Origin of the sequence: Haemophilus sp. Marseille-P9675, assembly GCF_916862695.1 — a bacterium.
Taxonomy (GTDB): Bacteria; Pseudomonadota; Gammaproteobacteria; order Enterobacterales; family Pasteurellaceae; genus Haemophilus; species Haemophilus haemolyticus_K.
This window is the reverse complement of sequence record NZ_CAKASP010000002.1, coordinates 225338-250637: the sequence shown is the minus strand read 5'-3', so window position 1 is coordinate 250637 and position 25300 is coordinate 225338. Positions and strand designations below refer to the sequence as shown.

28 protein-coding genes and 1 tRNA gene are annotated in these 25300 nt (G+C 37.8%); 15 read left to right on the top strand and 14 right to left on the bottom strand.

Annotated features, from left to right (window positions below):
* Positions 1-73 precede the first annotated feature (73 nt).
* The 4 genes from LIX50_RS04855 to LIX50_RS04840 are packed head-to-tail and all read left to right on the top strand — an operon-like array spanning position 74 to position 3965.
* Positions 74-1075 carry an ABC transporter permease subunit gene (locus LIX50_RS04855; protein ID WP_048952858.1) on the top strand — a complete coding sequence of 334 codons (1002 nt, stop codon included), beginning with the start codon at positions 74-76 and terminating at the stop codon, positions 1073-1075.
* Positions 1076-1089: 14 nt separating this feature from the next.
* Positions 1090-1977 (top strand): ABC transporter permease subunit, encoded by an 888-nt coding sequence (locus tag LIX50_RS04850; protein ID WP_048952859.1) that lies wholly within the window; start codon positions 1090-1092, stop codon positions 1975-1977.
* 9 nt (positions 1978-1986) lie between these two features.
* Complete coding sequence (gene dppD, locus LIX50_RS04845; protein WP_048952860.1) at positions 1987-2979, top strand: dipeptide ABC transporter ATP-binding protein; 993 nt, start codon at positions 1987-1989, stop codon at positions 2977-2979.
* A gap of 2 nt (positions 2980-2981) precedes the next feature.
* Entirely contained in the window at positions 2982-3965 is a 984-nt protein-coding gene (locus LIX50_RS04840; protein WP_048952861.1) for a peptide ABC transporter ATP-binding protein, read from the top strand.
* Positions 3966-3993: 28 nt separating this feature from the next.
* Here LIX50_RS04840 and LIX50_RS04835 read toward each other — a convergent pair whose 3' ends face one another.
* Positions 3994-4800, bottom strand: coding sequence for a DNA ligase (locus LIX50_RS04835; protein WP_048952862.1), 807 nt, complete (start codon positions 4798-4800; stop codon positions 3994-3996).
* Positions 4801-5007: 207 nt separating this feature from the next.
* Here LIX50_RS04835 and lpcA point away from each other — a divergent pair, with 207 nt between their 5' ends.
* The 5 genes from lpcA (at position 5008) to artM (ending at position 8538) form a co-directional block, all read left to right on the top strand.
* Entirely contained in the window at positions 5008-5592 is a 585-nt protein-coding gene (gene lpcA, locus LIX50_RS04830) for a D-sedoheptulose 7-phosphate isomerase (RefSeq protein WP_005634962.1), read from the top strand.
* A gap of 125 nt (positions 5593-5717) precedes the next feature.
* Positions 5718-6449, top strand: a complete 732-nt coding sequence (gene artP / locus LIX50_RS04825; RefSeq protein ID WP_048952863.1) for an arginine ABC transporter ATP-binding protein ArtP — start codon at positions 5718-5720, stop codon at positions 6447-6449.
* Between the two features lie 17 nt (positions 6450-6466).
* Positions 6467-7186, top strand: coding sequence for a lysine/arginine/ornithine ABC transporter substrate-binding protein (locus LIX50_RS04820; RefSeq protein ID WP_046950422.1), 720 nt, complete (start codon positions 6467-6469; stop codon positions 7184-7186).
* 3 nt (positions 7187-7189) lie between these two features.
* Positions 7190-7855, top strand: coding sequence for an arginine ABC transporter permease ArtQ (gene artQ / locus LIX50_RS04815; RefSeq protein ID WP_048952864.1), 666 nt, complete (start codon positions 7190-7192; stop codon positions 7853-7855).
* Complete coding sequence (artM, locus tag LIX50_RS04810) at positions 7855-8538, top strand: arginine ABC transporter permease ArtM (protein ID WP_048952865.1); 684 nt, start codon at positions 7855-7857, stop codon at positions 8536-8538. Before artQ ends, artM begins: the two co-directional genes overlap by 1 nt.
* A gap of 425 nt (positions 8539-8963) precedes the next feature.
* Here artM and LIX50_RS04805 read toward each other — a convergent pair.
* The 10 genes from LIX50_RS04805 to LIX50_RS04760 all read right to left on the bottom strand — a co-directional run bounded on the left by LIX50_RS04805 (position 8964) and on the right by LIX50_RS04760 (position 16987).
* A tRNA-Lys gene (locus LIX50_RS04805) sits at positions 8964-9039 on the bottom strand.
* 155 nt (positions 9040-9194) lie between these two features.
* Entirely contained in the window at positions 9195-9656 is a 462-nt protein-coding gene (gene pal / locus LIX50_RS04800) for a peptidoglycan-associated lipoprotein Pal (protein ID WP_048953946.1), read from the bottom strand.
* Positions 9657-9680: 24 nt separating this feature from the next.
* Entirely contained in the window at positions 9681-10964 is a 1284-nt protein-coding gene (gene tolB / locus LIX50_RS04795) for a Tol-Pal system beta propeller repeat protein TolB (RefSeq protein ID WP_048953945.1), read from the bottom strand.
* A gap of 41 nt (positions 10965-11005) precedes the next feature.
* Positions 11006-12175 (bottom strand): cell envelope integrity protein TolA, encoded by a 1170-nt coding sequence (gene tolA / locus LIX50_RS04790; RefSeq protein WP_226385903.1) that lies wholly within the window; start codon positions 12173-12175, stop codon positions 11006-11008.
* A gap of 14 nt (positions 12176-12189) precedes the next feature.
* Complete coding sequence (gene tolR, locus LIX50_RS04785) at positions 12190-12609, bottom strand: colicin uptake protein TolR (RefSeq protein ID WP_005634116.1); 420 nt, start codon at positions 12607-12609, stop codon at positions 12190-12192.
* A 64-nt stretch (positions 12610-12673) separates the two neighbouring features.
* Positions 12674-13360 (bottom strand): protein TolQ, encoded by a 687-nt coding sequence (gene tolQ, locus LIX50_RS04780; RefSeq protein ID WP_005626973.1) that lies wholly within the window; start codon positions 13358-13360, stop codon positions 12674-12676.
* Between the two features lie 17 nt (positions 13361-13377).
* Positions 13378-13788, bottom strand: coding sequence for a tol-pal system-associated acyl-CoA thioesterase (gene ybgC, locus LIX50_RS04775; protein WP_048953943.1), 411 nt, complete (start codon positions 13786-13788; stop codon positions 13378-13380).
* Between the two features lie 78 nt (positions 13789-13866).
* On the bottom strand, positions 13867-14160 hold the full coding sequence (gene ybgE, locus LIX50_RS04770; RefSeq protein ID WP_048953942.1) for a cyd operon protein YbgE: 294 nt from the start codon (positions 14158-14160) through the stop codon (positions 13867-13869).
* A gap of 110 nt (positions 14161-14270) precedes the next feature.
* Positions 14271-15407 (bottom strand): cytochrome d ubiquinol oxidase subunit II, encoded by a 1137-nt coding sequence (gene cydB / locus LIX50_RS04765; protein ID WP_048953941.1) that lies wholly within the window; start codon positions 15405-15407, stop codon positions 14271-14273.
* 14 nt (positions 15408-15421) lie between these two features.
* Positions 15422-16987, bottom strand: a complete 1566-nt coding sequence (locus LIX50_RS04760) for a cytochrome ubiquinol oxidase subunit I (RefSeq protein ID WP_009766713.1) — start codon at positions 16985-16987, stop codon at positions 15422-15424.
* A gap of 454 nt (positions 16988-17441) precedes the next feature.
* On the opposite strand from LIX50_RS04760, the gene LIX50_RS04755 reads away from it, so the two are divergent.
* The 5 genes from LIX50_RS04755 (at position 17442) to pdxH (ending at position 22207) form a co-directional block, all read left to right on the top strand.
* A complete protein-coding gene (locus tag LIX50_RS04755) occupies positions 17442-17729 on the top strand; it encodes a DUF5339 domain-containing protein (protein WP_048953940.1) in 288 nt (95 codons plus the stop codon).
* 92 nt (positions 17730-17821) lie between these two features.
* Complete coding sequence (mobB, locus tag LIX50_RS04750; protein ID WP_048953939.1) at positions 17822-18337, top strand: molybdopterin-guanine dinucleotide biosynthesis protein MobB; 516 nt, start codon at positions 17822-17824, stop codon at positions 18335-18337.
* A complete protein-coding gene (locus LIX50_RS04745; protein ID WP_048953938.1) occupies positions 18334-19722 on the top strand; it encodes an MDR family MFS transporter in 1389 nt (462 codons plus the stop codon). The genes mobB and LIX50_RS04745 overlap by 4 nt, the downstream gene beginning before the upstream one ends.
* A 153-nt stretch (positions 19723-19875) precedes the next feature.
* On the top strand, positions 19876-21519 hold the full coding sequence (locus tag LIX50_RS04740; RefSeq protein ID WP_048953937.1) for an ABC transporter substrate-binding protein: 1644 nt from the start codon (positions 19876-19878) through the stop codon (positions 21517-21519).
* 55 nt (positions 21520-21574) lie between these two features.
* Positions 21575-22207 (top strand): pyridoxamine 5'-phosphate oxidase, encoded by a 633-nt coding sequence (gene pdxH / locus LIX50_RS04735; protein ID WP_048953936.1) that lies wholly within the window; start codon positions 21575-21577, stop codon positions 22205-22207.
* Between the two features lie 86 nt (positions 22208-22293).
* Here the strand turns inward: pdxH and LIX50_RS04730 are convergent, their stop codons facing one another.
* The 3 genes from LIX50_RS04730 to LIX50_RS04720 form a co-directional block, all read right to left on the bottom strand.
* Positions 22294-22839 (bottom strand): YggT family protein, encoded by a 546-nt coding sequence (locus tag LIX50_RS04730; RefSeq protein WP_048953935.1) that lies wholly within the window; start codon positions 22837-22839, stop codon positions 22294-22296.
* On the bottom strand, positions 22839-23786 hold the full coding sequence (gene corA / locus LIX50_RS04725; protein ID WP_005629627.1) for a magnesium/cobalt transporter CorA: 948 nt from the start codon (positions 23784-23786) through the stop codon (positions 22839-22841). The genes LIX50_RS04730 and corA overlap by 1 nt, the downstream gene beginning before the upstream one ends.
* A gap of 290 nt (positions 23787-24076) precedes the next feature.
* Positions 24077-24676 carry a YajG family lipoprotein gene (locus LIX50_RS04720; protein WP_048953934.1) on the bottom strand — a complete coding sequence of 200 codons (600 nt, stop codon included), beginning with the start codon at positions 24674-24676 and terminating at the stop codon, positions 24077-24079.
* 92 nt (positions 24677-24768) lie between these two features.
* Between LIX50_RS04720 and LIX50_RS04715 the strand changes: the two genes are divergently transcribed.
* Complete coding sequence (locus LIX50_RS04715) at positions 24769-25080, top strand: BolA family protein (RefSeq protein WP_048953933.1); 312 nt, start codon at positions 24769-24771, stop codon at positions 25078-25080.
* Positions 25081-25300 lie beyond the last annotated feature (220 nt).

Sequence of the window (25300 nt, the reverse complement as noted above, 5' to 3'; positions counted from 1 at the left end):
TACTTCTACCGATTAATTTCTTTGAAAAGTGCGGTGAATTTTAACTGCACTTTTTTTGTATTTGAGTGATTGAATGTTTAAATTTTTCTTCAAGCGTATCTTAATGGTAATTCCAACCTTTATTGCCATCACTTTTATCACTTTTGCCCTTGTGCATTTTATTCCTGGCGATCCAGTTGAAATAATGATGGGTGAACGTGGCTTAACACCTGAAATACATCAACAAATGATGCATCAATTAGGATTAGATCTTCCTTTGCATGAACAATATTTTCATTATATTGCTAAAGTGCTACAAGGTGATTTTGGGGCATCATTCCGCACTCAACAACCTGTTCTTACTGAATTCTTTACACTTTTCCCTGCCACAGCTGAATTAGCATTTTTTGCGTTATTTTGGTCGTTATTAGGCGGAGTGATTTTAGGCACGATTGCAGCAGTAAAAAAAGAGAGTTGGATATCTCACACGGTTACAGCTGCATCGCTCACAGGTTATTCTATGCCAATTTTCTGGTGGGGATTGATTTTAATTTTATATGTTTCACCACAACTCGGTTTACCGCAAGGCGGACGTTTAGATAATGAATTTTGGATCGATACACCAACAGGATTTATGCTCATTGACAGCTGGCTTTCTGGTATGCCTGGAGCCTTCGAAAATGCGGTTAAATCCTTAATTCTTCCAGCAATCGTCCTAGGCACAGTTCCTCTCGCTATTATTACTCGTATGACCCGATCTGCGATGTTGGAAGTGTTAGGTGAAGATTACATTCGCACGGCAAAAGCAAAAGGCCTAAGTTATACTCGAATCGTCATTGTGCATGCATTACGTAATGCGTTAATTCCTGTTGTCACTGTGGTCGGATTAATCGTTGGTCAATTGCTTTCTGGTGCCGTACTGACAGAAACCATTTTTTCATGGCCGGGAATTGGAAAATGGATTATTGATGCTATTCAAGCACGTGATTATCCAGTATTACAAGGTTCTGTACTGATTATTGCGACGATTATTATTGTGGTGAATTTAACCGTCGATTTACTTTACGGCGTGGTCAATCCGCGTATCCGTCATTAATTGTAGGAGAAATTATGTCTGACACGCATTCAACTTTCGCGCCGAAAACGCCCTTACAAGAATTTTGGTTTTACTTCAAACAAAACCGAGGCGCGCTAATCGGTTTAACCTTTATTGTGATTGTTGCCTTAATCAGCATTTTCTCGCCTTATATTGCGCCTTTTGATCCAACAGAACAAAATCGTACCGCACTTTTACTGCCTCCGACGTGGTATGAAGGCAGCAATCCTGCCTATTTACTCGGCACAGATGACATTGGGCGAGATATCCTTTCTCGCATCATTTACGGAACGCGAATTTCCGTCTTTGCGGGATTTGTCATTGTATTGCTATCTTGTGCCTTTGGTACCAGCCTTGGCTTAATTTCTGGTTATTATGGCGGCGTGCTAGATACAATTATTATTCGCCTAATTGATATTATGCTAGCGATTCCAAACTTACTCTTGACGATTGTAGTCGTCTCTATTTTAGAGCCATCACTCGCCAATGCCACTTTAGCGATCGCTGTTGTATCGATTCCTAGCTATGTTCGTTTAACTCGAGCAGCGGTGATGAATGAAAAAAATCGTGATTATGTCACCTCCTCTAAAGTCGCTGGCGCAGGTGTTCTTCGCCTCATGTTTATTGTGATTTTACCAAACTGTTTAGCGCCCTTGATTGTGCAAATGACAATGGGCATTTCCAACGCTATCTTAGAGCTTGCAACACTTGGTTTCTTAGGCATTGGTGCAAAACCACCAACACCTGAGCTTGGCGCAATGCTTTCTGAAGCACGTGGTTTTATGCAAGCGGCAAACTGGTTGGTTACAATTCCTGGCTTAGTTATTTTATCTTTAGTTCTCGCCTTTAACTTAATGGGTGATGGCTTGCGCGATGCACTTGATCCAAAACTCAAACAATAGGAAAACAGAATGCCATTATTAGACGTAAAAGAACTTTCTGTTCACTTTGGCGATAAAAATACGCCATTTAAAGCAGTGGATCGCATCAACTATCAAGTCGCACAAGGTGAAGTGCTTGGCATTGTGGGAGAATCGGGGTCAGGTAAATCTGTGAGTTCTCTCGCAATTATGGGGCTAATTGATCATCCAGGACGTGTATCTGCAGAATCCTTGCAATTTGAAAACACAAATTTACTCACTTTAGAGAGTAAAGCTAAACGCCAGCTTATTGGTGCTGATGTAGCAATGATTTTCCAAGATCCGATGACAAGCTTGAATCCAGCTTATACTGTCGGTTTCCAAATTATGGAGGCGTTAAAAACTCATGAAGGCGGTACAAAAAAGGCAAGAAAAGACCGCACTTTAGAGCTTTTAAGATTGGTCGGTATCCCAGATCCTGAATCTCGGATTGATATTTATCCCCATCAGCTTTCTGGCGGAATGAGCCAGCGTGTAATGATTGCGATGGCAATTGCTTGCAGACCTAAATTATTGATTGCTGACGAGCCAACTACTGCATTGGACGTAACCATTCAAGCACAAATTATGGAGCTCTTACTCGAATTGCAGAAAAAAGAATGCATGTCGCTGATTTTGATTACCCATGATCTTGCGCTTGTTGCTGAAGCTGCAGATCGAATTATCGTGATGTATTCAGGACAAATCGTTGAAGAAGGCACCGCAAAAGATATTTTCCGCGAGCCAAAACACCCTTACACTCAAGCCTTATTACGTTCATTACCTGAATTCGCAGAAGGAAAATCTCGCTTAGAGTCATTACAAGGTGTGGTACCTGGAAAATACGATCGCCCAACAGGCTGCTTATTAAATCCTCGCTGTCCTTATGCAACCGAATACTGTCGCCAAGTCGAACCTCAATTGCACCATATCGGTTCGCGTAAAGTAAAATGCCATACTCCGCTGAACGAACAAGGCAATCCTGTTGAATATCAAGGAGCTTAATAATGACGAATGAAGGAAAAGAAAATACGCCATTATTAAATGCGATTGGCTTAAAAAAATATTACCCTGTAAAAAAAGGCTTGTTTGCAAAACCACAGCAAGTAAAAGCGTTAGATGGTGTCTCTTTTCAGCTTGAACGAGGTAAAACTTTAGCTGTCGTGGGAGAATCCGGTTGTGGTAAATCAACGCTAGGGCGTTTATTGACAATGATTGAAGAACCCAGCGAAGGCGAATTGTATTATAAAGGGCATAATTTTTTAGAAAATGCTCATGAAACAAAGGCTCTACGTCGTAAAAAAATTCAAATAGTTTTCCAAAATCCTTATGCGTCATTAAATCCACGCAAAAAAATTGGTTCAATTTTGGAAGAACCATTGATCATCAATACAAAACTTTCTGCCAAAGAACGTCGAGAAAAAGTTTTATCAATGATGGAAAAAGTGGGGTTGCGCGCTGAATTTTATGATCGTTATCCTCATATGTTTTCAGGCGGACAACGCCAGCGTATCGCCATTGCTCGTGGTTTAATGTTAGATCCCGATGTTGTTGTTGCCGATGAACCTGTTTCTGCATTAGATGTTTCCGTGCGTGCGCAAGTACTGAATTTAATGATGGATTTACAAGATGAATTAGGCTTGTCTTACGTTTTCATTTCGCACGATCTTTCCGTGGTAGAGCATATCGCCGATGAAGTGATGGTGATGTATCTAGGTCGTTGTGTTGAAAAAGGAACAAAAGAACAAATCTTCTCTAATCCTCAACATCCTTATACCAAAGCGTTACTTTCAGCGACCCCACGTTTGTCACCAAACTTGCGCCGTGAACGTATAAAGTTGACGGGTGAATTGCCAAGCCCGATTAATCCGCCAAAAGGCTGTGCATTTAATCCTCGTTGTTGGAAAGCAACAGAAAAATGCCGTGAAAATCAACCGCACTTGGAGCAACATATTGATGGCAAATTAATCGCTTGTTTCCATATTGATTAAATTTATTTTGTCAGACTGATAAATAGGCTCATTTTTTCTCTCGCCAATAGGTTGCAAATCGAGGTTTTCCACTATTCGTAAGGCCTCGATATTTATAAGTAATCATTGTTCCAATTGGAGGAGGATTTTCTCGTTCGTTTAAATTAAAACCCGAACCAATTTTAAATTCTCCCCGATGATTTTTACAAGTTAAAGCACCCATCACATTTTCAAATTGTCCTTTGCCTTTATGATGTGCAATGACCGTACATTCTTCATCTTGAGCCGTTTTTAATTTTAAAATTCGATGGCTACGTTTTCGTTCATAAGGTGCATAAGGATCTCGAACAACGACGCCTTCCCCCTTCAAAGACTCGATTTGACTAAGAAACTCATATAAATGCGCTTTATCTCTCACTGGGATTTGTTCAATAATTTCAATGTAAGTTGTTGGATGTTCAAGTAAATACGCTTTCAATTTAGCTAAACGATCAAATAAATTGCCTTCTGCATCAGGCACATCAAAAACATACAATTTCAGTTTTTCCCAACCATCGCCTTTAAAAGATTTTGTGATTGATGAAATTTCTTCAAAATGATTCCGCTCACTAAATAATTCACTATCAATCGCAAAAGGCGGAAAATCCTTAATGAAATAGGATGGCGGTGATAAACGTTGCCCCTGCCGGGTTAATAATTGCTTTCCATCCCAATAACCGCGTACACCATCTAATTTTTCAGACATCACCCAACCTTCTATTGGTTGATTATCGTAGGTATGAAGAAGCATTAAATCTGGGTTAGCCAAAGCGAAAGAGCTCACGAAGAAAAGTAACAAAGTGCGGTAAAATTTCATGATGTTTTTGTAAATTTAAGTGCTGGTCACTTTTCTCAGAATAAGTTTATCTAGAATAATCTAAAAGCACGCAAATTCACTATTACGATCTAAATCGCAAAAAATCATCACTTCATCGGGAAAAGATGAATTTTTATTTACTCTAGCGAAGAATGTTTATCTGCTATACAATGCCATCGAGATTTTATTCCCAACAAGGAGCAATCAATGTATTTAGATCAAATCAAAGCAGAACTTGTGGAAGCACAAGATGTGTTAAACAAATTTATTTCTGATGAAAATAACATTAAATTAATTCAAGAAGCCGCATTATTAATTTCAAATAGCTTCAAACAAGGAGGCAAAGTGCTTTCTTGTGGTAATGGCGGTTCGCACTGTGATGCGATGCATTTTGCAGAAGAATTAACGGGTCGTTATCGTGAAAATCGTCCTGGCTACCCCGCTATTGCGATTTCAGATGTAAGTCATTTAAGCTGTGTAAGTAATGATTTTGGTTATGAATATGTCTTTTCACGCTATGTTGAAGCGGTGGGTCAAAAAGGTGATGTGTTATTCGGTTTATCAACCTCTGGCAATTCAAAAAACATTTTAAACGCCATTGAAGCTGCAAAAGCAAAAGGCATGAAAGTTATTGCGATGACAGGTAAAGACGGCGGAAAAATGGCTGGATTAGCAGATGTTGAAATCCGTGTACCACATTTCCGTTATGCAGATCGTATTCAAGAAATCCATATCAAAGTCATTCATATTTTAATGATGTTAATTGAGTTTGAAATGGCTAAAGAAGCTTAAAGTGCGGTTGATTTCAATCGAATTTCTAAAATCCCAAATTTTTTTGGGATTTTTTATTCACACCACTTGCATAATTATTCATAAAAATGTAATATTTTTTCATCTTAAAAGACGAGAAAATTGAAATGACTATTCGTGTTAAAAATCTAAATTTCTTTTACGGTTCATCTCAAGCATTATTTGATATTAATCTTGAAGCTAATGAGGGTGATACCGTTGTATTGCTTGGCCCAAGTGGCGCAGGTAAAAGCACATTGATTCGCACATTAAATTTATTAGAAGTACCAAAATCTGGCGAATTAAGTATTGCAAATAATGATTTTAATTTATCCAATGCAATGGCAAATCCCAAAGCAATCCGACAATTACGCCAAGATGTAGGAATGGTATTTCAACAATATCACCTTTGGCCGCACTTAACTGTTATTGAAAACTTAATTGAAGCGCCAATGAAAGTGCGTGGCGTAAGTGAAAATGAAGCCAAAGCAGATGCAATGGAGTTGTTAAAACGTTTACGTTTAGAACAATTTGCAGATCGCTTTCCGTTACACTTATCAGGCGGTCAGCAACAACGTGTTGCAATAGCCCGCGCACTGATGATGAAGCCACAAGTTCTACTATTTGATGAACCAACGGCTGCATTGGATCCTGAAATTACGGCACAAGTTGTAGATATTATTAAAGAATTACAAGAAACCGGCATTACTCAGGTGATTGTGACCCACGAAGTCAATGTTGCACAAAAAGTAGCAACGAAAGTAGTATATATGGAACAGGGAAAAATTGTCGAAATAGGCTCGGCAGATTGTTTTGAAAACCCGAAAACTGAACAATTTAAACAATATCTTTCTCACTAGAGAATAAGGATTTTATTATGAAAAAAACATTATTAACTGCAATTTTATTCGGCGCATCCGTAACAGCAAGCGCACAAGAGCTTACTTTTGCAATGGAACCTAGCTATCCACCATTTGAAACCACAAATGAAAAAGGCGAGATTATTGGTTTTGATGTCGATGTGGCGAATGCAATTTGTAAAGAAATCCAAGCAACCTGTAAATTCAAAGGCGAAGCTTTTGATGCATTAATTCCAAATTTAAAAGCAAAACGCTTTGATGCATCCATTTCCGCTATTGATATTACCGATGCAAGAGCAAAACAGGTTTTATTCTCTGATGCATATTACGATAGCACTGCAAGCTATGTAACCCTTAAAGGAAAAGCAACGTTAGAAAGTGCAAAAAATGTTGGCGTTCAAAATGGAACCACATTCCAACAATACACAGTAGCAGAAACCAAACAATATACAACTAAGGCTTATGCTAGCTTACAGAGCGCAATTTTAGACTTAAAGAGCGGTAGAATTGATATGATTTTTGGTGATACCGCAGTACTTGCAGATATGATTAGCAAAGAACCAGAAATGCAATTTGTAGGCGAAAAGGTAGCAAATAAAAAATATTTTGGTAATGGTTTAGGCATTGCAATGCATAAATCAAATAAAGAATTAGCGGAGCAATTAAACAAAGGTTTAGCTGCAATTAAAGCAAATGGTGAATACCAAAAAATCTATGATAAATGGATGACAAAATAATCTATGAGTTCTGATTTTCTTTCTTTAATGTTTACCGCAGCCCTAATGACTTTAGGGCTTGCGGTCTGTTCATTAATCCTAGGGTTATTTTTAAGCCTAATTTTTGCCGTACTTGAAGCAAATCGTTTTGTTGGAAAACCAACGGCAGTATTCATTGCCTTATTGCGTGGCTTACCTGAAATTCTCGTTGTATTACTCGTATATTTTGGTTCCACTGAATTAGTAGAAATGCTAACAGGAGAATACATTGAATTTGGGGCATTTGGCTGCGGTGTATTTGCGCTTTCTCTCATTTTTGCAGCTTATGCTTCACAAACATTACGCGGCGCAATTCAAGCTATTCCGAAAGGTCAATGGGAGTCTGGTGCGGCGTTAGGCTTAAGCAAAAGTTATACGTTCATCCACATTGTCATGCCACAAGTATGGCGTCATGCCTTACCAGGTTTAAGCAATCAATGGCTTGTATTACTAAAAGATACAGCATTGGTTTCATTGATTGGTGTGGACGATTTGATGCGCCAAGCGGATCTGATTAATACCAATACACATCAACCCTTTACTTGGTACGGTATTGCTGCGTTAATTTATTTAGCGGTAACATTAATTAGCCAAGTTGGTATTCGAAAATTAGAGCTACGTTTTACTCGTTTTGAAAGGGGCGTGAAATAATGTTTCAAGAATATTTAAGCGTGATCGCACAAGGGATTCCAACGAGTTTGTTGCTTACAGTCGTATCATTACTGATTGCCTTCTGTTTGGCATTATTTCTCACTTTTTTACTTTCAATGGAAAATAAATGGGTAAAAAGAGCGATTAATTTATACCTTACTTTATTCACTGGCACGCCACTGTTAGTTCAGTTCTTTTTAATTTATGCGGGGCCGGGCCAATTTCAGTGGATTATTGACAGCCCATTATGGTATCTCTTATCCAATGCCTGGTTCTGTGCAGCATTAGCTTTAGCGCTAAACAGTGCAGCCTACTCCACACAATTATTTCATGGTGCAGTGAAAGCCATTCCAAAAGGACAATGGGAAAGTTGTGCAGCATTAGGATTAAACCGCATACAAACTTTAAAAATTTTAATTCCTTATGCCTTAAAACGTGCTTTGCCGTCTTACAGTAACGAAATTATTTTGGTATTTAAAGGCACGGCATTAGCCTCCACTATTACAATTATGGACATTATGGGCTATGCTCGCCAACTTTATGGTACAGAATATGATGCACTGACAATTTACGGCATTGCGGGAGGCATCTATTTAATTATTACGGGTATTGCGACTTTATTGCTACGTAAATTAGAGAAAAAAGTATTGGCATTTGAACGTTTTGAAGTAAGCAAAGCATAAAGTGCGGTAGAATCTTTAGTCATTTTTAAATCCCAACCTAGGTTGGGATTTTTTAATTAAATTTATTTATAAGTCTTAAATTCATTGAAATTGAGAGCAAGCTTAAGTCTCAAAATAGTTACTCTGATATTAATTAGTAATACAGGGAGCCAGAATTCTTTATATTAATAGAGAAGAGGATTTTGAAAGTATTGTTGATTATTGTGGACAGTAAAAAAGAGGGGTGAGTAGAGCAAGAGAGAATGTTTGAACAATAATATAAATAATTTTAAATAGAAGCCGTTAAACATAATCAATTCATAATCTTTTTTTAGAAAGGATTTAATGATAAGACTCTTAGTTATAGAAGATAAATAGACACTAATAATTTGACGTATGGAAGAAGTATAGATTTAGATTTTAGAGATGTAATATGAGTGGTTATTTGGTGGGTCGTGAAGGATTCGAACCTTCGACCAACGGATTAAAAGTCCGCTGCTCTACCGACTGAGCTAACGACCCATAAAAATAAAGAGCGTCTATCATATCCAGTTTATTTTTATATGCAAGAATAAATTTATCTTTTTTCTATGAGTGAGTAAATTATAATCAGAAAATAAAACAGGGCCTATCATTTGATAGGCCCTGTTCCTTGTTAGTATTAAGAATACTAAAAATTAGTATGCTAACACTGCACGACGGTTTTTAGAGTATGCAGCTTCATCGTGACCTTGAACTGCTGGTTTTTCTTCACCGTAAGATACAGTGCTTAATTTACCTGCTTCTACGCCTTTACCTGCTAAGTAACCCTTAACAGCATCAGCACGACGTTGACCTAACGCAATATTGTACTCAGGAGTACCACGTTCGTCGGTGTTACCTTCAACTAATACTTTAGCTGATGGTGTTGCTGTTAAGTATGCTGCGTGTGCATCTAAGATTTGAACGTATTCACCTTCGATGTTGTATTTGTCAAAACCGAAATATACGGTGTTGTAACGTTGTTGAAGATCAGCAACAGAGTATCCACCGAAAGTTTGACCAGCACCATTGCCTGCAGCATCGTTGTTAGATGAGCTACAAGCTGCTAATGCAGCTACAGAACCTGCAACTAATAATGATTTAACAAATTTGTTCATTAGATTTCTCCTCAATGAGTTTTTTTATTTAGTTAAGTATGGCGACCAAGCTGGAAATTTTACTTGGCCATTACTTCCTGGAAGGCTCGCCTTAAAGCGACCATCTGCAGAAACCAATTGTAACACCTTTCCTAGGCCTTGTGTAGAGCTATAAATAATCATAATTCCATTTGGTGAAAGACTTGGACTTTCACCTAAGAATGATGTGCTGAGTACTTCAGAAGCTCCAGTTGTAAGATCTTGTTTAACTACATTATTGTTACCATTAATCATTACAAGGGTTTTACCATCAGCACTAATTTGTGCACTACCACGACCACCAACAGGCGTTGCACTACCACCATTCGCACTCATGCGATAAACTTGTGGTGAGCCCCCTCTATCAGAGGTAAAAAGAATTGAACTACCATCTGGTGACCAAGATGGTTCAGTATTATTACCTGCCCCACGAGTTAATTGAGTTGGTGTACCACCATGAGAATTCATCACATAAATATTTAATAGTCCATCTTGCGAAGAGGCAAACGCTAAACGTGAACCGTCCGGTGAAAATGCTGGTGCACCATTATGACCAGGGAAAGATGCTACCACTTTACGAGCACCAGAATTTAAATCTTGTACAACAAGTTGTGATTTTTTATTTTCAAAAGACACATAAGCTAAACGTTGACCATCTGGAGACCAAGCTGGTGACATAATTGGTTGAGAGCTACGATTTACGATAAATTGATTATAGCCATCGTAGTCTGCAACACGAACTTCATAGGGCTGTGAACCACCATTTTTTTGCACAACATAAGCGATACGAGTTCTAAATGCACCACGGATCGCAGTTAATTTTTCAAAAACTTCATCACTAACAGTATGAGCACCATAGCGTAACCATTTATTTGTCACTGTATAGCTATTTTGCATTAATACCGCTCCAGGCGTACCTGATGCACCAACGGTGTCAATTAATTGATAAGTAATACTATAACCATTACCAGATGGAACAACTTGTCCGACCACAATTGCGTCAATTCCAATATTAGACCAAGCTTCAGGATTTACCTCTGCTGCTGAAGTTGGACGTTGAGGCATCTGAGATACTGCAATAGGATTAAATTTACCGCTGTTACGTAAATCATCAGCAACAATTTTGCTAATATCTTCTGGTGCAGATCCAGCAAACGGCACAACAGCTATAGGACGTGCACCATCAACCCCTTCATCAATTACAATGCGAACTTCATCATCAGCGAATGCATTGTTTGCAACAGCAAGTACAATCGCTAATACGCTCACTAAACGTTTTAATAATTTCATTTTGTTACCTTTAAAATTTAACAATAAATTTTTCTAAAGAATTATCGAATATCAAAATCAATAATTGGCGATTTATATTTCTCATAGATAGCATCAGATGGGGCTGCTGGAACTTTTTTTGTTCTAGCCACCGCACTTAATGCTGCTGTACAAATATCATCAGGACCTGAAATTTTTTGATATCCCAAGATTGTTCCATCTCGACTCAATTGAATTTTAATACGACAAACTTTTCCTGCAAAACTTGGATCTTTTAAGAAACGACGTTGAATCTCTTTCTTAATTACTCCAGCGTATTGATCTCCTACTTTGCCACCATCGCCAGAACCAAGCGCAGCACCGCTACCTTGAGTTCCACCTTTGTTAGCATTTCCGCCTTTAGATGCACTACCGCCACCAATATCTCCGCCATTTAAGAAATCATCTAAACTGGCTTGGTCCGCTTTTCGTTTTGCTGCATCCGCTTTAGCTTTAGCATCGGCAGCAGCCTTAGCTTTCGCCTCTGCATCAGCTTTTGCTTTAGCATCAGCTGCGGCTTTAGCTTTTGCATCGGCTTCAGCTTTTGCTTTAGCATCGGCAGCGGCTTTAGCTTTTGCATCTGCTTCAGCTTTCGCTTTAGCCTCAGCTTTTGCTTTAGCTGCGGCTTCAGCTTTTGCCTTGGCTTCAGCCTCTTGTTTTGCTTTTTGTGCTGCAAGTTCTGCTGCTTTAGCTTTCGCCTCTTCTTCAGCTTGTTTTGCTGCTGCAGCTAAACGTTTAGCTTCTGCATCTGCTTTTAATTTTGCAGCTTCAGCAGCTTGTTTTGCTTTTGCCTCTTCAGCTTGTTTCTGTTTTTCCAACGCTTCTTGACGAGCTTGCTCTTGTTGTTTTTTTATTTCTTGCTGACGTTTTAACTCTTCTTGTCGTTGAACTTCCTGTTGACGCTTAATCTCTTCTTGATTAGGTTGTGGCGGTTTTTCTTCAACAACGGGTTCTGGACGTTTCTGTTTATCCGCTTGCCCTTTTTTCTGTTGTTGAATTCTACCCCATTCTTGCGCTGCAGAGCCAGTATCGACCATTACTGCGCCCATAGCATCACCATCACCTTCGCCACCACCCATAATTTCAACTGTATGGTAGAAAGAGCTGACAATCAACAATCCAAACAAAACAAGGTGCATCACTATAGAAATAACAAATGCATTTGCGCCTTTTTTTTGTCGATTATTTTGCACGGTTACCTACTTAGTTAAATTGGGTTTGTCATTAAACCAACAGATTTAATTCCAGCAAGGTGGAGCAGATTAAGTGCTTTAATCACTTCTTCATAGGGAACTTCCTTAGCTCCACCCACTAAAAATAGTGTGTTATTATCTTTATCAAATTCTTGTCGAGATAACTGTGTCACCATTTCTTCCGTTAACCCTTCTTGACGTTCTCCGCCAATAGAAATCGCATATTGTCCAATCCCTGAAACCTCAAGAATTACCGGCACTTTATCTTCATTAGATACATTTTGACTTTGCACTGAATCCGGCAATTCCACTTGTACGCTTTGGCTAATAATTGGTGCTGTTGCCATAAAGATCAACACAAGCACTAACAATACATCCAAAAACGGGACAATATTAATTTCAGATTTAATATCTTTACGCTGACGACGAGCCATAATTCAAATCTCTCTTATTTTTCACCGCACTTAACGAAAGAGTGCGGTGTATTTTTTCTATATTTTAGTGTGGTGCTTTGCCGAAAGCTTGGCGATGTAAAATCGTCGTAAATTCATCAATAAAGTTACCATAATTCTGTTCGATAGCATTCACGCGTAAACTTAAACGGTTATAAGCCATTACAGCCGGAATCGCAGCAAACAAACCGATTGCAGTAGCAATCAAAGCCTCAGCGATACCAGGAGCAACCATTTGTAAAGTTGCTTGTTTAGCACCACTTAATGCCATAAAAGCGTGCATGATACCCCAAACAGTTCCGAATAAACCAATATAAGGGCTAACAGAAGCTACTGTAGCCAAAAATGGTACGCGACTTTCAAGGCTTTCAACTTCACGATTCATTGTAAGATTCATTGCTCGCGTAGTTCCTTTAATAATCGCCTCAGGCGCATCAGGATTCACTTGTTTCAAGCGAGAAAACTCTTTGAAACCAACAAAGAAAATCTGTTCACTACCCGTTAAAATATCACGACGATTTGATAATCCTTCATATAGCTTATTCAAATCCTCACCAGACCAAAAACGGTCTTCAAAAGTATTCGCTTCTTTTAAAGCTGCCGTTAAAACTCGGCTACGTTGAATAATAATTGCCCAAGAAATAATTGAGAATGAAATCAAAATCACAATTACAAGTTGAACAACAATACTTGCTTTTAGAAAAAGATCTAAAAAATTCAATTCTGCAGTCATTGCACACTCCGAAAAGTTTATTTTAGGTTGTAAAACGCAGCTTTTACTTCTTTAGGAAGAGCCACAGGTTTCATATTGCCAAGATGAACACTGGCTACCTTGACTGTAGCCTTTGATAACATCACCGTATCACGTATAAGTCTTTGCTCAAAAAGGATTGTTGCACCTTTTATCTCTATGACATCTGTTTCTACCGTGAGTAAATCATCCAGTTTTGCCGCAACGCAATAATCAATAGCGAGCGATTTGACAACAAACGCGAGTTGTTGTTCTTGTAATAAAGTTTGCTGCGTAAAATTTAACGCTCGCAAATATTCTGTTCTAGCTCGCTCAAAAAAATGCAAATAACGAGCATGATACACAACGCCACCAGCATCAGTATCTTCATAATACACTCGAACGGGAAGATAGAAGGTTTTTTCTGACATTATTAAGCTTTGCCCACCGCAATAGGTCGGATATTTTAGAACCTGTTTTTTAGATAAGCAATATGCCGAAGAAAAAAATCATCCTCGTAAATAAAAATGCTCTACAGAACTAATCAATATAATGATATAAGCAATATAAGGTAAGAAAATTAATTTCCAAATTACGCTTTTAATTTCAAATCCGATTCCATGAATCCAAACCGTAATCAATCCCCAAAAGATCATCAAAATCCACCAAGGAGAATCATTTCGTAACAATGTTGAAAAATTATCAACATTAAAGAAAAATACGGCTGTTAATCCTAGCGCTAAAATAAATGAAAGGGTTCGAAACGAACCCTTATTAATTAATTGATAGAGTGAATGAATCATATTACTCGTCAAATTTTCCTGCTTTTTCTTTGCCAATAGTTAATTTTGCACTAGCAAATATAGCTAATAACACACCCACTACCCAAATTATATATAACATATTAATCTCCTTAGTATAATGAGTGTTTATTTTCGTCAATGAAGTTTGCGTCTAAACGACCGAACATTTTTGTATAGGACCAAATTGTGTAACACAACGATATGGTGACAAAAATAAGTGCTAAGAAGAACATCAATGTTAATGTTAATTCACTCGATGTCGCATCCCACATTAACAAACTTTGTTCAGGATTTGAGCTTGAAGGCATCACAAATGGGAACATAGATACTGCAGCAGTAATAATTACACCAGCCATTGTTAATGCAGAGAAAAAGAATGCGAAACCACAACGATTAGCTTTAGAAAATGCCGCATTTAATAATGCAGCAACTACTGCTAATGCAGGGAAAATCCAAAGAATTGGCATTTCATTGAAATTTCTAAACCACGCACCAGTTTCAACAGCAACTTCTTTATTCATTGGAGAAGATGGCGCGTAGTGATCCACAACACTCGTTACTACATAACCCTCTTTAAAGTATAACCATGCTCCAGCTAATACGAATGCAATTAAAGTCACAATAGCACCGATTTGGCTCACTGAACGAGCGCGATCACGCAATTCTTCGGTTGTTTTCATTTGTAACCAGTTCGCACCGTGAGTCACAAGCATTGATAAGCTAATAACACCACACAATAATGCAAATGGATTTAATAATTCAAAGAATGAACCAGTATAAGTTACTTGAGTCAATTCGTTGAAATGGAATGGAACGCCTTGTAATAAATTACCAAAAGCCACCCCAAATACTAATGATGGTACAAAACCACCTGCGAATAGTCCCCAATCCCAAACAGAACGCCAAGTCGGGTTATCAATCTTTGCACGATATTCAAAACCCAATGGGCGCAAGAATAATGCAGCTAAAACCAATACTAAAGCGATGTAGAAACCTGAGAATGAAACGGCATATACAATTGGCCATGCCGCAAATACTGCGCCGCCTGCAGTTAATAACCAAACTTGGTTACCATCCCAATGGGGGGCAATAGAGTTGATCATAATACGGCGCTCCACTTCTTTTTTGCCTGTTACAGGTAAAAGTGCGGTCACGCCCATATCAAATCCGTCGGTAACAGAAAAACCGATCAACAATACAATAACTAACACCCACCAAATAAAACGTAGAAATTCATAATCAATCATAATTCATCTCCTGCTTATTTAGATGATTGTTCAAAGTAGTATTTGCCGGTTTTTAACGCACTTGGACCCAAACGCGCATATTTAAACATCAAATACATCTCAACAATAATGAACGCAAGATAAAGCGCACAAATTAAACCAATAGAGAACCATAAATCGCCAGTACTTAACTGAGACGCTGATACCCCAACAGGTAAAACTTCATAGATTGCCCAAGGTTGACGACCAGACTCAGCTAAGAACCAACCAAATTCAATTGCTAAGATTGGCAATGGGATACACCAAAGCAATGCTTTAAGCAATAAGCGAGAAGAAGTGACTTTGTTACGTAAATTTTGAACAAATGCGCCGAAGGTCAGTAAAATAATTAAACCACCGGCTGCTAACATCCCACGGAATGCCCAGAAGTTAGGACCTACGTTTGGAATAGTATCGCGAGCAGCTTGTTTAATTTGTTCATCTGTTGCATCTACAACTTTATCTGTGTAACGTTTTAATAATAAACCAAAACCTAAATCACCTTTTACTTCATCAAATTTTGCTTTAGTTTCTGGATTTACGTGGCCTGCTGATTTTTTCTCTGCTTTTAATTGCGTGAATAAATCGTAAGCGACCATACCGTTACGAACACGACCTTCATTTTTCGCTTGAATATCTTTCAAACCAACAATTTCAGTATCTAAAGAACGCGTTGCAATTAAACCACCCAAATATGGGATCTCAATCGCAAAATCATTTTTCATTTCTGCAGTATTTGGAATTGCAACTGGATGAAATGGCGCTGGCGCAGGATGAGTTTCAAACTCAGCTTCCATTGCAGCCAATTTCACTGGTTGTGCTTTACCAATGTCGTAACCTGATTCATCCCCCATAATTAACACAGCCGATGCCGCGATAAAACCAAAGGTTGCAGCAACAGAGAATGAACGTTTGGCAAAACCAATATCACGACCTTTTAATAAATAGAATGCACTAATACCTAATACAAACATTGCACCAGTCGAATAACCTGCTGTTAACGTGTGCAAGAATTTACTTTGAGCAACAGGATTTAACCAAAGATCTAAAAAGCTCGTCATTTCCATACGTACTGTCTCAAAATTAAATTCTGAGCCAGCTGGAGACTGCATCCAACCATTAGCAACTAAAATCCACATTGCAGATAAGTTCGAACCGAAAGCTACGCAATATGTAGCAAGTAAGTGTTTACCTTTAGTTAAACGATCCCAACCAAAGAAGAATAACCCCACAAAAGTTGATTCTAAGAAAAAGGCTAGTAACGCTTCAATCGCTAATGGCGCACCAAAAATATCACCTACATAATGAGAATAATAAGACCAGTTAGTACCGAATTGGAATTCCATAATGATACCTGTGGTCACCCCAAGGGCAAAGTTAATACCAAATAACTTCCCCCAGAATCTTGTCATATCTTTATAAACTTCTTTGCCTGTCGCCACATAGATGGTTTCCATAATCACAAGGACGAATGACAAACCTAATGTCAGCGGCACGAAAATGAAGTGATACAACGCAGTTAAAGCAAACTGCAAGCGAGAAAGGTCAACGACGTCCAACATTCTCAACTCCTCTGTATAAACAACATTAGTTCCAACAATGATTAAAAAGGCAGAGCCTTAAATAACCCCTAATCACTCAACTTAATTAGTTAAGCCTAAATTGGTTTATCTACATAATCACTACACAACGATGAAAAATAGAAAATTACTACAAAGATAACCCAAATTGGTGGCTATTTTACTACTAAACGTAAGGATAAAAAATACTAAAAAACGTTATCTGGTTCATATTTTTGATGTAAGTTATGAAATACCTATTATTTGTTAAAGTTTGTAAAATTGATCTATATCAAATTTGTGACTTTTTCAAAAAAATATAGCTCTAGTTTAGATTCTATTATTAATTAGCATAGTAAAATCCGTTTAAGTCTGGACATATTGATTGTATTTTGTTATTTTCTTACTATCTTCAGTTTTGAAATTTTCTAGGATAAAGAGAAGAAAGGATCTAAAAATGAAAAAAACATTCCTTATTTTGACTGCATTTTTCTCTGTCATATCACCTACTGTTTTAGCTGTGCCTAACTCGGTTCCACAGCAATGTGAACAGTTGTTTAAAGAAACAGAAAGTTTAATAAATCAGGCCGAGAGACAGCCTGGTACACATATTCAGGTAAATAAAATTAAAAGTAAACTTAACCAGAGTAAACAACAAATTCTACAAATGGAACTTGCTACTCAATTGAAAAGCTGTGAGCTTGGTTTAGCAAAATTAAGTAATTTGAAAAGTTATAGTGAATAGTAAAAAGCCTTATTGAATACAATAAGGCTTTTTATATTGGAGTTTATTCCACTTGGTTAAAACTCGAGTAATTAGAATTTAAGGATTACATGATGAATAGAGCAATACCTTTGTTAGGGATTACCGGTTATAGCGGTAGTGGTAAAACAACATTATTAGAAAAACTTATCCCAGAACTTATCGCTCGTCACATTCGCGTTTCGGTGATTAAACATAGCCATCATAATATGCAAGTTGATAAAGAAGGAAAAGATAGTTGGCGCATGAAAGAGGCGGGTTCTTCTCAAGTCATTTTAGCGAATGATGAACGCTGGGCGATCATGACGGAAATACCAAAACCTGTTTCATTGGATTATTTAGCAAAACAATTTGACCGAACTTTAACGGATTTAGTGTTGGTGGAGGGCTTTAAACAAGAGCCTATTCCAAAGATTTTGCTTCACCGTCAAGAAATGACAAAACCTTTGCCTGAAATTGACGAATATGTCGTGGCGGTTGCGACGAATTATCCCCTTGAAATTGACCGCACTTTGTTGGATATTAACCGCATTCCGCAAATTGCCGATTTTATTGAAAATTGGTTGCACCATTTTCACGGAGCACGATGACTGAATCCAATGCCTATCGCGGTTTAGCTTGGGTCGCTGCAATGGCGCTTTTTATGCAGAGCCTAGATGCCACTATTCTTAATACCGCCTTACCGGCGATATCCTCCGATTTACATAAACCCGCCTTTGAAATGCAAATGGCGATTATTGCTTATTCTTTAGCCGTTGCGTTATTTATTCCTCTTACCGCTTGGGCGGCAACAAAATTTGGGACATTGACCGTTTTTCGCGCAGCTGTGTTGACTTTTATTTTAGGTTCTATCGCTTGTGCTGTAGCTCCTAATTTAGAAAGTTTAATCTTAGCCAGAGTGATTCAGGGGATAGGTGGTGCCTTTATGATGCCAGTGGCGCGTTTAGCTATTATTCAAGCTGTTCCCAAACAACAATTAGTTAATGCTTGGAATTTAATGGCAACTGCAGGTTTGATCGGACCAATTCTAGGGCCTATTTTAGGTGGATGGTTAGTCATTCACGCTAGTTGGCACTGGATTTTTTTAATTAATATTCCAATTGGTGCACTAGGAATTTTGGCATCAGGCAGCGTGATGAACAATATCAAAGGCGAGTCAGAGAAACTGGATTGGACTGGTTTTTTACTCTTTGCATTAGGGTTAGTTGGCATCACACTTGGTTTGGATTTACTCGGCGAAAGTCAGCATAGTGTAATTACAACCTATAGCGTGTTAGTTGTTGGTGTTCTGTTACTTGTGGCGTATTGTAGTTATGCTAAAAACAATGAAGATGCCATTTTACCTTTATCCCTTTTCCGAGCTCGTACATTTAGATTAGGCATTATTGCCAATATTTTTATCCGATTATCTGCATCTGGTGTTCCCTTTTTATTGCCTTTGATGTTCCAATTATCTTTCGGTTACAGTGCTGAAATGTCAGGCTGGCTATTAGCACCGATTGCGCTAATTTCTGTGATTTTAAAAATATTAATCGGACGAATTTTAAATCGTTGGGGCTATAAAACAACGCTAATTTCATCCGCACTTTTGATGGCTGGCTCTGTGATTTCAATGGCTTGGTTAGATAAACAAAGTTCTCTGACTTGGATTATTTGTAATCTTATGTGGTACGGTGCCTGTATGTCGATGATTTTTACTTCAATCAATACTCTGACTGTGGGGGATCTTTCAAAACAACAGGCTGGCACAGGTTCTACAGTATTAAGTATTGTGCAGCAAGTTGGGATTGGATTTGGTATTGCTATTTCATCGATAATTTTAAATCTCTATAGACATTTCTTTAGCGAAAGTGATGGTTTACAACGGGCTTTTAGCTATACGTTTTTAACCTCATCGCTTTTTGCAATCGCCTTAGTTTGGTCGCTTATGAAATTACATAAAAATGATGGCGATCATTTACGGAAGAATCCTTAGATTAATTTGTTATAATCCATGGAATTTTTTTATTTAAAAAAAGCGACATTTGCTTATATCTTATTAAACATTTATTTTAGATAGGATTTATCTAGCATCTTGGTTATATGACAAGGATCGAATAAATCTCTGCCAACAAAGTGAGGAACTATCATGAAGCTAAAAGCTACACTAACTCTTGCGGCTGTAACGCTTGTATTAGCCGCCTGTGATCAATCAGGTTCAGCAAATAAACCGACCGCACAAGCTGAAACTAAATCAGCATCTAACAACACTTTCGTTTACTGTACAGCAAAAGCACCTTTAGGATTTAGCCCTGCACTTGTGATGGAGGGAACATCTTATAATGCAAGCTCACAACAAGTGTATAACCGCTTAGTTGAATTTAAAAAAGGCTCAACAGATATTGAACCAGCCTTAGCTGAAAGCTGGGAAATTAGCGATGATGGTTTAACTTATATATTCCATTTAAGAAAAGGTGTTAAATTCCATACAACAAAAGAATTTACCCCAACACGTGATTTTAATGCGGATGATGTTCTATTCTCATTCCAACGTCAGTTAGATCCAAATCATCCATATCACAATGTATCTAAAGGGACCTATCCATATTTCAAAGCAATGAAATTCCCTGAATTGTTAAAATCAGTGGAGAAAGTAGATGACAACACAATTCGTATTACCTTGAACAAAAAAGATGCGACTTTCTTGGCAAGTTTAGGTATGGATTTTATTTCTATTTATTCCGCAGAATATGCGGATGCAATGTTGAAAGCTGGTAAGCCTGAAACAATTGATAATCGCCCAGTGGGAACTGGGCCATTTGTTTTTGTTGATTACAAAACGGATCAAGCTGCTCAATATGTAGCAAATGAAAACTATTGGAAGGGTAGAACACCATTGGATCGTTTAGTTATCAATATTGTGCCAGATGCGACAACACGTTATGCAAAATTACAGGCGGGCTCTTGTGATTTAATTTTATTCCCGAATGTAGCGGATTTAGCCAAAATGAAAACAGATCCAAAAGTACAACTTTTGGAACAAAAAGGTTTGAACGTGGCGTATATTGCATTCAATACCGAAAAAGCACCGTTTGATAATGTCAAGGTTCGTCAAGCACTGAACTATGCAGTAGATAAAAAAGCGATTATTGAAGCGGTTTACCAAGGCGCAGGTACACCAGCTAAAAATCCACTTCCTCCAACAATTTGGAGTTACAACGATGAAGTTCAAGATTATCCGTACGATCCAGAAAAAGCAAAACAACTTTTAGCAGAAGCAGGTTACCCAAATGGTTTTACAACAGATTTTTGGATTCAACCTGTTGTACGATCTTCTAACCCAAATCCCAAACGTATGGCTGAACTTATCATGGCTGACTGGGCAAAAGTTGGTGTAAAAACTAACCCAGTTACCTATGAATGGGCGGATTACCAAAAACGTGCGAAAGCGGGTGAGTTAACTGCGGGTATCTTTGGTTGGTCTGGTGATAATGGTGATCCTGATAACTTCTTATCTCCATTATTGGCAAGTTCAAATGCGGGTAATTCCAATATGGCTCGTTTTAAAAATCCAGAATTTGATGCATTACTAGATAAAGCAATCGGATTAACAAATAAGGAAGAACGCACCGCACTTTATAAACAAGCACAAGTTATCGTTCATAATCAAGCACCTTGGATTCCAGTGGCGCATTCTGTTGGTTTTGCACCACTTAGTCCACGCGTAAAGGGCTATGTACAAAGCCCATTTGGCTATGATTCATTCTATGGTGTGAGTGTTGATAATAAGTAAGTAATATTTTAAAGCCTTAGTTTTATACTAAGGCTTTTATTTTGACGGAGGGAAAATGGATTTACATCATATTCGTGAAGAATATAGAAAACGTGTGTTATCACAACAAAATTGTCAAGATAATCCGATTTCGCAATTTGAATTGTGGATGAATGAGGCTATTAATAGCCAGGTTTGCGAACCGACAGCAATGAATATCTCGACAGTAGATAAAGAGGGGAGACCTAGTAGTCGAGTCGTCTTGTTGAAAGAGGTTAATTCAGAGGGTTTTGTCTTTTTTACGAATTATCATAGTCATAAAGGACAAAATATAGCCAATAATCCCAATGTGGCAATTACTTTTTTCTGGCCTGAGTTAGAACGTCAAGTTCGAATTGAAGGGAAAGCGGAAAAAATTCCTACAGAACAATCAGATGCGTATTTTGCTAGTCGTCCTTATACCAGTCAGATAGGGGCTTGGGCAAGTGAGCAAAGTACGGTTATTTCGGGCTATAAATTTTTATTAAGCAAAGCAGCATTAATTGCCGCTAGATATCCATTTCATGTACCACGGCCGATGCATTGGGGAGGTTATTTAATTCGTCCAGAAATAGTTGAGTTTTGGCAAGGTCGTCCAAGTCGTTTACATGATCGGATTTATTATAGAAAAGGAAATGGCAATTGGATCCGTGAAAGGTTATCACCTTAAATTTTGAATTTGGTTGCTTTAAGAGAAATTAGGTTAAGTATAAAAATACTTAACCTAATTAATATAAATAATTTTTGAGTAATTGTTTAACCAGCAATTATCCAAAGTCCACCTAACATATCAAGCATTAGGTTATTTAAGAATAATAAGATAAATACGACGACCATAGGGGAAAAATCAATCATGCCAAATGTTGGCAAGAATCGACGGATAGGTCTTAAAAGTGGTTCTGAAAGTTGATAAAATGCATAAATCACAGGGCTATTGCCACGATTAAACCAACTTAAAACAGCGCCAATAAAAAGCACATAAAAAATTGCTAAACCAATGCTTTTCAATACAGTTAACACACCCAATACTAAGAGTACATTTACTGATAAACCAAAATAAATAATACCTTTCAACATACCGATAATAAATATTAGCAGTAAAGCAGAAGTATCGATATTTTTCACAGTAGGCGCAATTTTACGCAGAGGTTTTAATACTGGATCAGTCATTTTTACTGCAAATGTTGAAACAGGGTTGTAATAATCCACTCGAGCAAACTGTAACCAAGCTCGTAAGATTAAGACAAGTGCATAAAGATTAATAATTGATCCAATAAATAATGCGGTTTGGGATAATTCCATCATAACCATCCTTTTCTTCTAAAATAAATATATGGTGTCAATGCTGCGGCGATCATTAATCCAATTGCCATTGGATAACCATATTTAAAATGTAATTCAGGCATAAAATCAAAGTTCATACCATAAGTGGATGCAACTAATGTTGCAGGAAGGAACATCACAGAAACAACTGAGAAGAATTTCATAATTTTGTTCTGTTCAATATTGATGTAACCCATTGCAGCTTGCATTAAAAAGTTTACTTTTTGGAACAATGATTCATTATGAGGCTGTAAAGATTCAATATCTCGTAATATTTCTCGTGCTTGTTCTAACTGGTTTGTTGGTAAGCGCGTTTTGCGAACCAAGAAACCTAATGCTCGTTGGGTATCCATCAAGCACAAACGAACTTTTGAGCTCGTATCTTCTTGTTCCGTGAGCGTATTTAATGCTTCATCAAAGGCTTCATCTTGTTTTCCGTTTAAAATAACGCGACTCAACTCTTCCAAATCTGCATAAACGTTTTCAATCACGTCCGCTAATTGCTCAATTTTCGTTTCAAATAAATCCAGTAAAACTTCATAGGAATTACATTCTAACAAACGCTGGCTACGTGAACGCATACGATATAAACGGAATGCTGGTAGCTCGCGATCACGCAACGTAAATAAACGACCATCACGAATAGTAAAAGCGACGCTCGCTAAATCAGCATAATTGTCTTCATCTTCGCAATAAAAAAATGAGTGAAGGTGTAAACCATCTTCGTCTTCAAAGAAACGGGCGGAAGCTTCGATATCTTCCAATTCTAGAAAAGATGCTAAGCTCTGGCCTAAGCCTTCTTGTAGCATTTCACGTTCTTCGCCTGTCGGCTCAAGTAAATCAAGCCAAATGGCAGTATTGAGATCAGTTTGGTCTTCGTCAATGCGAACCAAGCGGGAATCATTGATAGCAAACGCGTTGATCATTTCATACTCCTTATAGGATTATGAACAGCTAACAGTGAACAAATTAAAGAAGAAACGAAAGTGCGGTGAAAAATCGCAAAGTTTTCGTTAAGAGATGCCGAAACAACGGTAAATTTACCGGCGAACGCGCGCCGATAATAAAAGGCGGGCGTCTAGAGCGATATTCGGTATCGACTATGACTGTCCAAAGTGTGTGTCCTTCTCGTTAAAAAATCGGGCGAATGTTACGCTTGAAAGCGGTGTTCGTCAAGTTTTAATCTTAATAAAAAAGGGCAAAATTGCCCTTATAATTAGTTTGTATATTGATTAATCGCAGCGGATACTTCTTGATCTTGATAAATGTTATTCACAATATCGTTAAATGTTTGAGACAGAACTTTTTGAATTTCGTCATTATCCGCGTTTAATGCGCCTTCTTGTGAACGAGTAGCATTAAATGCTTTGTTATATGAGCCTTTCGCGCCTTGAACATAAACAGTTGCTTGAATTTTGGTATTAAGTTTATAACGAAGATTACCTTGTTCTACTTGCGTAGCAAATTCACGCACATCCACAGTTACCCACGCATTTGATCCATTGGATTGCCCAATTCTGAAACCTTTACTAATAAGATTTTGTTGCATCACTTGTTGGAATAATTGTGTAACACTCGGTGATGAATTTAATTTAATGAGTTCTCCACGCTTGGTATAGCTCGCGATATCTTGCGTTGTGCGGCTATCTTTCGTTGTTACATACACAATCGCATTTTGATTAATGTTCATTGTGGCATTCGGTGCTGGTGGTGTGAACGTTAATGTATTTGATTGTGCTTGGCAGCCAGCAAGGAACAGCGTGGCGGCTGCAATACTTACTGCTGATAATGTTTTGATTTTGTTTGATAATGTCATAATTTCCCCAATGAGCCAGTTAAAACTGTGTTATTCTTGCAAACTTCATTGCTAATGTATAGCGTTTCATTGTGATTTTGTGGAGATTTATGATGTCTGTTCAACAAACTATCGAACAAAAAATTCAACTAGAATTTCAACCGCACTTTTTTAGTGTAGAAAATGAAAGCCACTTACATAGTTCTGGTCGTGGCGAGGAATCTCATTTTAAATGTGTGATTGTGAGTAATGTTTTTGAAGGAATGCGTAAAGTACAGCGTCATCAACGTGTTTATCAATTGCTTGCAGATGAGCTTAATGGCGGTATTCATGCGTTAGCGTTGCACTTGTTTACTGCAGAGGAATGGGGAGAGTTAAATGAGAAAATTCCCGCTTCAACGAAATGCGCAGGCGTTGGACATTAATTTTTTATGTTATGAAGATGTAACATTTTTTTGATATATCGCAAAAGGTTTTTACAAAAAAGTAGGCGTTTAAGTAGCGAAAAAAGCAGATTTTCGCTAGAATAAGGCGTTTAATTTTATCCAAATTCAATTTCTCGATAAGGATGTTTATCGTGAAGTTAACCGATTTGAGTTTTTTATTTTTATGGCATTGATGCCTTTATTAAAGGTGTTTTGTCAC